At 67.3% G+C, this 11,657-nt stretch carries 16 protein-coding genes; 8 read left to right on the forward strand and 8 right to left on the reverse strand.

What is annotated here, in order from left to right:
- Positions 1 to 63: 63 nt before the first annotated feature.
- Complete coding sequence (locus RZN05_RS12760) at positions 64 to 543, forward strand: MarR family transcriptional regulator (protein ID WP_317226982.1); 480 nt, start codon at positions 64 to 66, stop codon at positions 541 to 543.
- Positions 544 to 662: 119 nt separating this feature from the next.
- On the opposite strand, the gene RZN05_RS12765 is transcribed toward RZN05_RS12760, so the two are convergent.
- The 5 genes from RZN05_RS12765 to RZN05_RS12785 form a co-directional block, all read right to left on the reverse strand.
- On the reverse strand, positions 663 to 1,265 hold the full coding sequence (locus RZN05_RS12765) for a hemerythrin domain-containing protein (protein WP_317226983.1): 603 nt from the start codon (positions 1,263 to 1,265) through the stop codon (positions 663 to 665).
- Positions 1,266 to 1,624: 359 nt separating this feature from the next.
- Positions 1,625 to 2,407 carry a pyrroline-5-carboxylate reductase family protein gene (locus RZN05_RS12770; protein ID WP_317226984.1) on the reverse strand — a complete coding sequence of 261 codons (783 nt, stop codon included), beginning with the start codon at positions 2,405 to 2,407 and terminating at the stop codon, positions 1,625 to 1,627.
- Complete coding sequence (locus tag RZN05_RS12775) at positions 2,404 to 2,907, reverse strand: type III secretion system chaperone family protein (protein ID WP_317226985.1); 504 nt, start codon at positions 2,905 to 2,907, stop codon at positions 2,404 to 2,406. The genes RZN05_RS12770 and RZN05_RS12775 overlap by 4 nt, the downstream gene beginning before the upstream one ends.
- Positions 2,908 to 3,028: 121 nt before the next feature.
- Entirely contained in the window at positions 3,029 to 3,328 is a 300-nt protein-coding gene (locus RZN05_RS12780) for an accessory factor UbiK family protein (protein WP_317226986.1), read from the reverse strand.
- 26 nt (positions 3,329 to 3,354) lie between these two features.
- Positions 3,355 to 3,912, reverse strand: a complete 558-nt coding sequence (locus RZN05_RS12785) for a TspO/MBR family protein (protein WP_317226987.1) — start codon at positions 3,910 to 3,912, stop codon at positions 3,355 to 3,357.
- 149 nt (positions 3,913 to 4,061) lie between these two features.
- On the opposite strand from RZN05_RS12785, the gene RZN05_RS12790 reads away from it, so the two are divergent.
- Positions 4,062 to 4,454: a GFA family protein gene (locus RZN05_RS12790; protein ID WP_317226988.1), complete on the forward strand. Its 393-nt coding sequence runs from the start codon at positions 4,062 to 4,064 to the stop codon at positions 4,452 to 4,454.
- Between the two features lie 22 nt (positions 4,455 to 4,476).
- Here RZN05_RS12790 and RZN05_RS12795 read toward each other — a convergent pair whose 3' ends face one another.
- Complete coding sequence (locus RZN05_RS12795; RefSeq protein ID WP_317226989.1) at positions 4,477 to 5,217, reverse strand: TlyA family RNA methyltransferase; 741 nt, start codon at positions 5,215 to 5,217, stop codon at positions 4,477 to 4,479.
- A 113-nt stretch (positions 5,218 to 5,330) separates the two neighbouring features.
- On the opposite strand from RZN05_RS12795, the gene RZN05_RS12800 reads away from it, so the two are divergent.
- From RZN05_RS12800 to RZN05_RS12825, 6 genes are all read left to right on the forward strand, one after another.
- A complete protein-coding gene (locus tag RZN05_RS12800; RefSeq protein WP_317226990.1) occupies positions 5,331 to 5,792 on the forward strand; it encodes a lysozyme in 462 nt (153 codons plus the stop codon).
- 198 nt (positions 5,793 to 5,990) lie between these two features.
- Positions 5,991 to 6,338 carry a DUF3140 domain-containing protein gene (locus tag RZN05_RS12805; RefSeq protein WP_317226991.1) on the forward strand — a complete coding sequence of 116 codons (348 nt, stop codon included), beginning with the start codon at positions 5,991 to 5,993 and terminating at the stop codon, positions 6,336 to 6,338.
- 58 nt (positions 6,339 to 6,396) lie between these two features.
- Positions 6,397 to 6,942: a hypothetical protein gene (locus RZN05_RS12810; protein WP_317226992.1), complete on the forward strand. Its 546-nt coding sequence runs from the start codon at positions 6,397 to 6,399 to the stop codon at positions 6,940 to 6,942.
- 61 nt (positions 6,943 to 7,003) lie between these two features.
- Positions 7,004 to 7,414: a glycine zipper 2TM domain-containing protein gene (locus RZN05_RS12815; protein WP_317226993.1), complete on the forward strand. Its 411-nt coding sequence runs from the start codon at positions 7,004 to 7,006 to the stop codon at positions 7,412 to 7,414.
- Between the two features lie 57 nt (positions 7,415 to 7,471).
- On the forward strand, positions 7,472 to 7,897 hold the full coding sequence (locus RZN05_RS12820) for an OsmC family protein (RefSeq protein WP_317226994.1): 426 nt from the start codon (positions 7,472 to 7,474) through the stop codon (positions 7,895 to 7,897).
- 85 nt (positions 7,898 to 7,982) lie between these two features.
- A complete protein-coding gene (locus RZN05_RS12825; RefSeq protein ID WP_317226995.1) occupies positions 7,983 to 8,573 on the forward strand; it encodes an alpha/beta hydrolase in 591 nt (196 codons plus the stop codon).
- Positions 8,574 to 8,580: 7 nt separating this feature from the next.
- Here RZN05_RS12825 and RZN05_RS12830 read toward each other — a convergent pair whose 3' ends face one another.
- Entirely contained in the window at positions 8,581 to 9,945 is a 1,365-nt protein-coding gene (locus tag RZN05_RS12830) for an HlyD family type I secretion periplasmic adaptor subunit (RefSeq protein WP_317226996.1), read from the reverse strand.
- Positions 9,942 to 11,648, reverse strand: coding sequence for a type I secretion system permease/ATPase (locus tag RZN05_RS12835; protein ID WP_317226997.1), 1,707 nt, complete (start codon positions 11,646 to 11,648; stop codon positions 9,942 to 9,944). The genes RZN05_RS12830 and RZN05_RS12835 overlap by 4 nt, the downstream gene beginning before the upstream one ends.
- Positions 11,649 to 11,657: the final 9 nt, after the last annotated feature.

Here is an 11,657-nt window from a genome sequence, read left to right on the forward strand (position 1 = left end):
TCGCCGGCCCATGCGACCGGATCGGCTTGCGGTGGACTAGGGCGCAAGGCTAGAATGGTCAACATGGCTGCCCCAATTCCCGCTTCGCCGCTGTTCCTGCGCGAGCCCGAAATCCGCCGCGGCATCGAGCTGCTCTATTTCGGCTACGCCAATTTGACGCGCTCGATCGACGCGGGGCTCGCCAAGCAGGGACTGGGCCGGGCGCATCACCGCGCGCTCTATTTTATCGCGCGCCAGCCGGATCTGACGGTAAGCGAATTGCTCGCGATCCTGGGAATCACTAAGCAATCGCTCGGCCGGGTGCTGGGCGAGTTGGCCGATCGCGACATGGTCGAAACGCGAACCGGCGAGCGCGACCGGCGGCAGCGGCTGTTGCGGCTGACGCCGGCGGGCGCGGCGCTCGAAGCCGAATTGTTCGAGGCGCTGCGCGAAAAGATGTCGACTGCCTATTCGAGCGCGGGCCAGGGCGCCGTCGGAGGGTTCTGGGCAGTGCTCGAGGGACTGATGCCCGAGAGCGAGCGGAATTCGGTTTCGGGGCGATAGGCCACGCGACAGGCCCCACCCCAACCCCGCATCAGGTAAGCAGCGCCCCGCGCTGCTTAGGCCATGCCGGGGGCATAGCCGACCTGATGCGCTGAAGGGGAGGGGCTTTCAAGAGCAGGTCAGGCGACCTTGAAGCCTTCCTTGTTCATCGTCGCGGTAAGCGCCTTGTTGCGTTCGTCGGAAAGCTGGCTGCGCAGCTTGGGGAAGAGGTCCATCTCTTCCTCCTGCATGTGCTTCTCGATGTCGGCACGGAACTCGCGGACCTTGGCGATCCAGTCGGGCGAGGCTGTGGGGATGTTCTCCAGCTCGTAGAGATACTGCTTCACATAGCCATGTTCCTTGGTGAGCGCGTCTGCGGCGTCGCGTTCACCGATCTCGCGCAGCGCAGGATAGACGACATTCTCTTCCTCTACCGCGTGCTTGAGCAGCGCGTGCTTCAAGTGCGACAGCAACATGCCGCGCTTGAGCGTGTTGTGCTCGTCGGTCGCCTCGATCGCGTCGAATACCTTGAGCGTCGCCTGGTGCTCGACAACGAGTGCCTCGTCCCAATTGCCCGCGAGTGCGGTCGGCGCCTGGACCGCCGCCTTGCGGCCGAGCATCGCGAGGATGCCGAGCGCGGCGCCACCAGCAACTGCGCCGGCAACGACGCCGAAACCCCCGCCCTTCGAAGTCGAGCCCGTGAACCGTCCATGCTTGTCGCGTGTCGCCGTGGTGGTCGTCATATCCGCCTCCATGAATGGGTGATTCGGAAGAAGAACACCTCGGGCTGGCGGGCGTTCCTTGTTGGATTTGCGCGGCTTAACTTCGCACTTTTCCCGCAGATCCACTTCATTCGTTACGCGAATGCGTAACAATGTTGCGCTGTTATTCGGGCAATTTCGCTGCGTAGCGCGCTAGTTCGCGCTTTCGTTCCCGCGCAAGCCGAACCGGCCGCGAATTGTAGCGAATGTACAGCGCAGCGCCGATCGCCACCAAGAGCATCAGCAGGATCAGCCCATAAGCGAGCATGAGGCGTTGTTCGATAGATAATACCCGTAAGCGAAGCACCCTTTAGATGGGGAGCGCTCCGCCGCACGCAACCTCAGCGGCGCGCCTCGGCGGCCATTTCGGCAGTGCGCCTCGCCGAGGCGGCGAGAGTCGCGCGGAGCAGCGCCTTGAGCGCGTCGTCCTTGTCGAGCACGTTCATTCCCTGGCGCGTCGAGCCGCCGGGGCTGGCGACGCGATCGGCGAGGACCGCGGGCGGCGCATCGGCCTGCGCGGCGAGCAGGCCAGAACCCTCGACCGTCGCGACTGCAAGCCGCTGCGCCTGCTCGGCCGAGAAACCAAGCGTCGTTCCCGCCTCAGCAAGCGCATCGATGAAGCGATAGACGAAGGCCGGCCCGCAGCCCGAGAGCACGGTGCCATTGTCGAACAGCGTCTCGTCGTCGATCCACTCGACCAGGCCGAGCGGGGCCATGAGGTCATCGATACCCGCCACGCGGGCACCGTACAGCGCGACGACGCCCTTGCCGAGCGCGACGGGCAGATTGGGCATCGCGCGGACCACCGGATGGCCAGGAAAACGCTTTTCGAGCGTCGCGACATCGGCGCCCGCGAGGATCGAGATCAGCGGATAGTTGCCTGCGGGCAACGCGGCGACGTCGCCAAGCTGCTGCGGCTTGACGCCAAGCTGGAGGAAATCAGGGGCAAGCTCCTCGGGAAAGGCCCTGCCCTGCCGCACGCCTTCGGGCAGCTCGCGGTCATGGCGATTGACGACGAAGACGTTCGCGGGGGCGACTACGCCGCTGGCGATCCACTGGCGCAGCATCGCCCCGGCCATGTTGCCGCAGCCGAGCAGCCAGACCCGCGGCGACGCAGCGCTCACGCTTCGCCCTGCGTCTCGATCAGTGCGGCGGCGATCGCCTCGGCTGGGCTCTTGCCGCCCCACAGTACGAACTGGAAGACGGGGTAGAAGCGCTCGCACTCGTCGATCGCGCTCTCGACGAGCAATTCGGCCTGGTTGAGCGTCAGCGTCGGCTCGCCGGCGCCGTCAATCATCGCAGCATGGCGATAGAGCAGGATGCCGCTCGCCGACCACAATTCGAAATGGCCGATCCACAACTGCTCGTTGACCAGCCCGATCGTCTCGTAGACCGCGGCGCGACGCTCTTCCGAGACGCGGATGTCCGGAAAAGCAAGGAACTGGAGCACGCCATCGTCCTCGCGCCAGATCGCGCGCAGTTCGTATTCGGTCCAGCTGCCCTTGAACTTGGCGACGATCTCGTCGTCTTCGCGCTCGAACGTCCAGTTATGCGCCGCGAAGTAATTTTCGAGCATGTCGATCGGCGCGGCGTCGTCGCGGTCGAATTCGGCCTCGTCCAACATCCTTAACTCCACGCGCCGGGATTGGCTTGGAAGAATCCTGCCAATCGTGCCCCGCACGCACAAGCACGCGGTTCGCAACCCTGTCGAAAAACTGTGGACAAGCGGTCGGTAACTTGTGGACTCAAATTTCTGCCTTCGGAGGCTTTGGCGCACGCGCCGGCTTGGCCGCAGCCTCGCCACCGATCTGCGCCTCGAGCGCGGCGATGCGTGCCTTGAGCGCGTCATTCTCGTCACGCGCGGCCACGGCCATCGCCTTGACGGCCTCGAACTCTTCGCGCGCGACGAAATCGAGCCCGCCGATCCATTCGCGGGCACGCTCGCGCGTGGCACCCTCGGCCTCGCGCGCCATGCCGGCGACGGTGCCGGCCGCGCCGTTCACGAACTTGACGAAATCGTCGAACAGGCGGTTGTCGGTCTGCATCCTGGTCTTCCTAGAAAAAGCGAAACTCAGCGTATCTCTATCTGGTCAACCGTGCGCGAAGGTACAAGGCTTTCGGCGTCGGGATTGAGCGCGTCGATCTGGTAGAGCAGCACGAAGGCGAAGCACAGCCAGGCGAGATAGGGCAGCAGCAGCATCCCGGCGACGCTGCGCACCCGCCAGAAGAACAAGGTGGTGAGCAGCACCAGGATGACCAGCGCGCCGATCATCAGCAGCGCGGTATCGACCTTGTGCATCCCGAAGAACACCGGCGACCAGGCGAGGTTGATCGGCAGCTGGACGACGAACAGCGCGATCGCCAGCCCGCGGCCGCGCGAGCCGCGCGCGTTGATCACCAGCGCCAGCGCGAGGCCCATCAGCACGTAGAGGATCGTCCAGGCAACCGCGAAGGCCCAGCCGGGCGGCATGATCTCGGGCTTTACGAGTTGGCCGAACCACGGATTGTCGTCGCCGCTCGGCACGAGCCTCCCCGATCCGATCCCGAGCAGCAGCATGAGCGGTACGGTGACGATGGCCCAGCGAAAATAAGCGAGACGCAACTGACCCTTGGACGCGATTTCCATCAACGCGGTTTCCTCCGTTGTCGACGCGTGAAACACGCGCCGCCCCCGGAACGATCCCCTAGTCCAATCCATGCATGGTCGCAAAGATGCGATGCATAATTGCGGAATGGGGCGTTGTAGCGAAACGGATCGCTTTGGAACGGAGCTGCGCGATGGATAGGGTTACGGGGGGCTGCCTGTGCGGCGAAGTTCGGATCACGGCATCGGGTGCGCCCTATCGCGTCGGCCTGTGCCATTGCCTCGATTGCCGCAAGCATCATGGCGCGCTGTTCTATGCCGCGGCGATTTTCCCTGACGACGCCGTGACGATCGCGGGCGAGACGCGGGCGTATAAGGGACGGCACTTCTGCCCGCGATGCGGATCCTCGGTGTTCGCGCGGGTCGGGGACGAAGTCGAAGTGCCGCTCGGGACGTTCGACGCGCCGGATGCGTTCGTGCCGAGCTATGAGAATTGGATGATCCGCCGCGAGGCCTGGCTGCCGGGATTTCCGCTGGCGCGGCATTATGCGCGCGATCGCGAGGGGGATGGGCGGTTCGAGCCCTGAAGCCCCCTGAGGGGAAGGCGCTTTAGGAGCCGCTTTGCACCGCCCCGATCAGGAATTCGACATTGCCTTCTGGGCCGGTAATCGGGCTCGGCGTGATCCCCAGCACCTGCCACCCCTGCCCCGCCACCCATTCGGAAACCTCACGGCAGACACGATCGTGGACGGCGGGATCGCGGACCACTCCGCCCTTGCCGACTTCGCCGCGCCCCGCCTCGAACTGCGGCTTGATCAGCGCCGCCAGCCGGGCGTTCGGCGCAGCGAAGCCGAACGGCACTTCGAGTACCTTGGCGAGGCCGATGAAGCTCGCGTCGCAGACGATCAGATCGACGGGCTCGGGAATGTGCGCCGGCGTGAGGATACGCGCGCTGGTCTGTTCGTGAACCACGACACGTTCGTCCTGGCGGAGCTTCCAGGCGAGCTGGTTGGTGCCGCTGTCGACCGCGTAAACGCGCGCGGCACCCCGGGTGAGCAGCACGTCGGTAAAGCCGCCGGTGGAGGAACCGACGTCGATCGCCACGGCGCCGGTGACGTCCCAGGCGAAATGATCGAGCGCGTGCGCGAGCTTGATCCCGCCGCGCGATACCCAGGGATGATCGCGGCCCTTGACGTCGAGCATCACATCCTCGGCAAGTTGCTGGCCGGGCTTGTCGACCTTGCGGTCGCCGGCAAAGACGAGCCCCGCCATGATGAGCGCCTGCGCACGGGTGCGGCTTTCGGCGAGCCCGCGGTCGACGAGGATCTGATCGGCGCGCTGCTTGGCCATGCCGGCCTTTAGTCGCAGCGCCGCCGCGCCTGCAACCGCCCCGGATACGAAGACGATAGCCAAGACACGGCAAGTGCGTCACAAATACCGCTCGAATCCGGGGGGATATTTTCATGACACCGAGTGCGGCAGGCATCGATCTCATCAAGCAATTCGAAGGATGCGCGAAGAAGCAGCCCGATGGCAGCTTTGCCGCCTATCCCGATCCCGGCAGCGGGGGCGATCCGTGGACGATCGGCTGGGGCTCGACCGGCCCCGACATCAAGCCGGGCGTGGTGTGGAACCAGCAGCAATGCGACGATCGACTCGCCAGCGACGTCGACAGCTTCGCCACCAAGGTCGCAGCGGCGATCGGCAGCGCGGCGACCAGCCAGCACCAGTTCGATGCGATGGTCAGCTTCGCGTATAATGTCGGGGTCGGCAATCTTTCGAGCAGCACCTTGCTCAAGCTGCACAAGCAAGGGGATTTCGCCGGCGCGCAGGCGCAGTTCGCGCGCTGGAACAAGGCCGCGGGCAAGGTGCTGCCCGGGCTGACCAAGCGCCGCGCGGCCGAGGCGGCGTTGTACGGAAGCTAGAAACTCCCCTCCCTGCTTGCAGGGAGGGGCTGGGGGTGGGTGCGCGCGTCTGCGCGCCTAAAAGATTTGTCGCCAAGCATCCAAGCGCCGAGCAGGGGCATCGAGCCCTGCCCGGCGCGTACCCACCCCTAAACCCTCCCTTGCAGGGAGGGGAATTCTCGTGGGGGAACCTCCCCTCGCCTCGACACTTGATGACCGATGACCAAGGACGACGACGACCATGCGCAGGTCTATGCGCACTTTCACGACGCGGTGAACATGGCGCCCGCCGAGATCGAGCAATGGCTCGAGACCGAGGAGAGCCGCAAGGTCGGGTTCAAGCGCGACGGCGGCGAGAGCGTCGGCCATGCCTCGGGCCGGCGCATCGTGCAGATCCTCCGCACCCGCAAGGCCGAACTGGACGGGGGCGATTATGCCCATATGCGCAAGGTGGTCGGTTTCGTGAAGCGCCACCGCGCGCAGGGGCCGCACGACGAATTCAAGGTGCCGACCTCGCGCTGGCGTTATTCGCTGATGAACTGGGGGCACGATCCGCTCAAGGACTGAGCGGAGGAACACCGACCCCGCCTGCCCGTTGACGCTACCAATCCAGAGGGGACGCATCATGGCCGACACCACCGGCGAGACCGAGAAGACAACCGCCCGCAAGGCGCCGACCCGCAAGGCGTCCGCGCCGAAGCCAACCCCGCCAAAGTCCGCCGCGCGCAAGGCGCCGGCAACGAAGGCGGCCGCGCCGAAGGCTGCCACCCGCAAGGCACCCGCGCGCAAAGCACCCGCGCGCAAGGCACCTGCCCGCAACGCCCCCGCGCGTTCGCAGAGCAAGACCGCCGCGACGAAACCCGCACGCGGCGGCAAGCTCGCGCTGTCGATTGGCGCGGCGATCGGCGCAGTTGCGGCAACCGCGTTTGCGGTGCTGAAGCTGGGCAAGCGCACGCACGGCAGCGCCGAGCATGTCCCGACCGACCTGCTCGGTGATGCGCGTCCCGAGCCGGGCGATCGCGCACCTGTCGATTTTCGCCCGGATCCAACTGCGCCGATCCCGGATGGCGAGCGTGACGCGTTCCGTCCGGCGCTCGCGGGCGTGTCCGCCCCGACGCTGGTCAAGGGCGAAGCGCACGAGAACGAGCGGCTCGGCGCGTCTACATCCTGAGACGCAACCTTTAAGATGCCCAGGCATTCCCCAAGGCATCGTAGATCATGGGAGATGAGAAATGCGCGCCATCCTGTTAGGAGTGCTGGCGGCGACTGCGGTCGCTGGTTGCACGGACACCGGCTATGGGGCCCGCTCGGCGGGCTATGACGGGTATCGCAACTACGACTGGAACCGTCCCGATCCGTCGTACGGTGGGTATAATGCCGACCGCTATTATCGCGACGACCGCCGCTATCGCGAACGCCGCGTGTCGCGCGACGAGCGGGTCTATCGCGGGCAGGATGGGCGCTATTATTGCCGCCGCAACGACGGGACGACCGGCTTGATCGTCGGCGGCGTCGCGGGCGGCTTGCTCGGCAACCTGATCGCGCCGGGCGGTTCGGAGACGCTTGGCACCGTGCTCGGCGCGGCCGCAGGCGCCGCAGCCGGGCGCGCGGTCGAGCGCAACCAGGACGTGCGCTGCCGTTGACTTGAACGGACGCGGCGGCATGCTGTCGCCGCGTCCCATCATTCGAGGGGGAAATCCATGACGACTCGCACCGCGACTGCTCGCTACGAAGGCTTCGGCAAGGAGGGCAAGGGCCGGCTCGACAGCCCGTCGGGCGTGCTCGACGCCACCCCCTATGGCTTCAATACCCGCTTCGGCGACGAGAAGGGCACCAACCCCGAGGAACTGATCGCCGCGGCGCATGCCGGCTGCTTCACGATGGCGCTGAGCTTCGCGCTCGCCAAGGCGGGGTTCAGCGAGGGCAGCCTCGAGACGACCGCGGCGGTCAAGCTCGAGCAGGACGGCGACGGCTTCACGATCACGCATTCTGACCTGACGCTCAAGGCCGAGGTGCCGGGCATCTCGCCCGAACAGTTCGAGGCGCTGGCGGCAGGTGCAAAGGCGAATTGCCCGGTCTCGAAGCTGCTCAACGCCGAGATCAGCCTGACGCACACGCTCGCCTGAAAGCGAATCCATACCGATCTGGTAGTGAATTTGCTGGCGAGCAGGGTTGCGACCGGATAGATTGGCGCAAAGCAAGGAGTGGATGATGGCGACTGCGCTGGCGCTTCCCGGGAACCTCTCGCTCGTCGAAATCTCGGCGGCCGCTTCGGCGCCATGGCGCGACTTGTTCGCCGCGCCGCGCCAGGAGCATGTCCCCTATCGCGCGAACACGCTCGCCGAGCGCAACCTGCTCGGTGCACGGCTCGATTCGGCGGTGACTCGGGCCGAGGGCGCGGTGCTGCTCGTCGCCGAGGGCGCAAGTTGCTTCGCCACGGCGTGGTGGGCGCGGCTTTCTCCCGCTCCCTATGTGTCGCGAGTCGCGGGCGCCTTGTTCTTCGATCCGATCGCGCAGGAGGAGGAGAGCGTCGAGTCGCTGCTCGACACCTTCGCCTCGCCGCGCACCCGCCTGCCGTTCCCGTCGATCGTGCTGGGCCGCGACGACCGGCGCTCGGCGTTGGCGGCACGCGTGGAGGCGCTGGCCGAGGGCTGGGGAAGCGGCGTGATCGCCGGCGCGCGCAGCGACGCGCCGCGACCGCTCCGCCGCACGCGCGGGATCATCGAGCGGTTCACCGCGGGTGTAGTCGCGCGCGAAGTCCGCACCGGACGCGCGCTGATGGGGCGGCTGCGCTCGGTCTGAGCTGGGCTCAATGCTCGCGGAACGACGACCAGAAGCTGCCGATCAGCGGTTCGAGCGCATAATCGAGCGCGGTGCGCTTGCGTAGAGGAATCAGCACCTGGACCGGCATGCCGGCGCGCAGTGCGAAGTCGGCGCCGCGCACGCCCTGGATCAATTGGAGCTGGGCGCGCGGCACGGTGATCTCGCCGGTGAAATAGCTCATCCCGCTCTTTTCGTCGATGAAGCTGTCGGCGGAGAGCCGCGTGAGATTGCCTTCGAGATTGGGCAAGGTTCGCTCGTGCAGCCCGGAGAATTTGACCAAGGTGCGCTGGCCGACCGACAGGTCGTCGGCATCCTCGGGCGAGATCCGCGCCTGGATGCGCAGCGGGGTCTGCTCGGGCACCACGTCCATCAGCTTCTGCCCGGGCGATATGACGCCGCCGGGAGTGAATACCGACAGGCCGACCACCGCGCCGGTAGCGGGGGAGCGGATCGCAGTGCGCTCGAGTTGGTCGCGCGCCGCGGTCCAGCGCGGGAGGACGTCGCCGAGGCGCGTGTCGACATCGCGCAGGTCGGCGGCGCTACGCTCGCGGAAGCTGCGCTCGGCCTCGAGCCCCTGGATCTCGCTTTCCTTGGCGGCACCGCGCGTCTGGGCGACGCTGGCGCTGTACTGGCCGCGGCGGCCCTGGAGCTCGGCACGGGCGCGCTCGAGTTCGCGCATCCGCGTCTGCGAGACGAAGCCCTTGTCGGCAACGGGCTTGAGCGCAGTGATCTGCTCCTCGATCAGCCGGAGCTGCTCGCCGGCGGAGACGGTCTGGTCGCTATAGCCCTTGCCCTGCTCGCCCGCCTGGACGACGCGCTGGCCGAGCGCACCGCGCTGCGCGGCGAGCACCGAGGTGCGCGCCTGGAGCTCGGTCTGCTGGAGGCGGATCGCCGCGGCCGCCTCGTCGCGATCCTCGGGCGGGAGCGCGGCGAATTCGCGCGGCGCGACGATCCGGCTTTGGCCGAGTTGCTCGGCCTCGAGCCGGGCGCGCTGGGCGAGCAGCCGGATCGCCTGCGAACCGAGCGCACGCTCCTGCGCCTCGACTTCGGCGGCGGCGAGCTGGACTAGCAGCTGGCCCCGCTCGACGCGCTGCCCTTCGCGGACATAGATCTTGCCGACCACGCCGCCGTCGCGGTGCTGGACCGACTGGCGCTGGCCCGAGACGACCAGCGTGCCGGGCGCATAGGCCGCGGCATCGAGCCGGGCGAACATCGCCCAGCCGAGGAAAACGATAAAGAACAAGGCGGCAATGAACGCGCCGGTGCGGATGTCGCGGCCCGGATCGGCGCCAGTGGCAACCGGCGCGGGAAGCGCGGGGCCGACAGGCTGGAGGAGAATCGGCGCGTTCATCCGTTTGCCTTTGCCGTGGGGGGCGTCACCTGGCGTAGATTGGGTGGCGCGATCTTGGCCATGACTTCGTCGCGCGGCCCGTACATTTCGGCACGGCCGTCACGCAGGAGGAGAATCTTGTCGACCACCGGCAGGATGCCGAGCTTGTGCGACACGATCAGGATGGTCCGCCCATCCGTCTTGAGCGCGGCCAGCGCGGCCACCAGCGCGGCATCGCCCTCGCTGTCGAGATGCGCATTGGGCTCGTCGAGGATCAGGATACGCGGATCGCCGTAGACTGCGCGGGCGAGCGCGATGCGCTGCGCCTGCCCCGCGGAGACGCCGCGTCCGCCGAGCTTGAGCTGATGGTCATAGCCGCTCGGAAGCCGGCGAATCAGCGGATCGGCGCCGACCTTGCCTGCCGCCGCGACCACCGCGGCATCGACTGCGGCCCGGTCCTCGCCGAGCTCACCGGCGAAGCGCGCGATATTCTCTGCGACCGAGCCGGCGAACAGCGCGGAATCCTGCGGAAGATAGCCGATATGCCTGGCAAGCTGCTCGGGATCCCAGTCGCGGGTATCGGCGCCGTCGAGCCGGATCGTGCCGCGATCGGGCGACAGCGCCCCCGCAATGGCGCGGGCGAGCGTCGACTTGCCTGCACCGCTGGGCCCGATGATCGCGACGACTTCGCCGGGCTCGATCCGCAGCGACACCGCGCTGAGAATCGCGCCGTCGCGTGCCTCGTTGAGCACGGTCACGCCCTCGAGCAGCACCGCGCCTTGCGGCGGCGGCAGCCGGGTCGGCTCGGGATGGATGCCCTCGCCCTCGAGCAGCGCAGTCAGGCTGTGATAGCTTTGCCGGCCCTGGGCGATCGTCTTCCAGGTACCGATCAGCTGCTCGATCGGGGCGAGTGCCCGGGCGATCAGGAATGAGGCGGCGAAGATCGCGCCGCCCGAGATGAGATTGTCGACCGCGAGCAGCGCCCCGAGCCCGAGCGCGAGCGACTGAAGCGCGAGCCGGGTGAACTTGGTGGCGGTGAGGTAGCTGCCCGTGGCGAAGCTTGCCTCCGTCTGCGCGGCGAGCATCGCCTCGCGCTGGCGGAGCTGGCGGGCGACCATCGCGCGGCGCATGCCGAGCGCGCGGATGCTGTCGCTCGAAGCCAGCAGCGCATCCTGATTGGCATAGGAAGCGCTGGCGATCATCTGCGCCCGATCGAGCCGGCTGCGCGTCGCGCGCTCATTGAGCCAGGCGATCAGCGGCAGCACCGAGCAGCCGAGGATCGCGACGAGGCCGAGCCAGGGGTGCACCATGAAGCAGACGAGGATGTAGATCGGCACCCAGGGCGCATCGAACAGCGCGAGGATGCCTGCGCCGGTGAGGGTGCCGCGCATCGTATCGAATTCGCGCAACGCCTGGCGCGCGATCGGCAGGTCCGGCCGGCCGAGCGTCGCGTCGAGGATCAGCGGCGCGAGCGTGGCATCGAGCTGAACCCCGGCGCGCACCAGCAGTCGCGCGCGGACGCGATCGAGCAGCGACAGCGTCGCCAGCGCGAACAACAGTACCAGCGTCAAGAAGAACAGGGTCTGTACGCCCTGGGTCGGCACGACGCGGTCATAGACCTGCAGCATGTAGAGCGTGGGCACGATGTAGAGCAGGTTGACCAGCGCGCTGAACCCCGCCGCCGCAAGGAAATGCCGCCGGCACAGCGCCAGTGCGGCGCGCATCGCACCTAG

Source organism: Sphingomonas sp. HF-S4, assembly GCF_032911445.1.
In the GTDB taxonomy this organism is placed as follows: Bacteria; Pseudomonadota; Alphaproteobacteria; order Sphingomonadales; family Sphingomonadaceae; genus Sphingomonas; species Sphingomonas agrestis.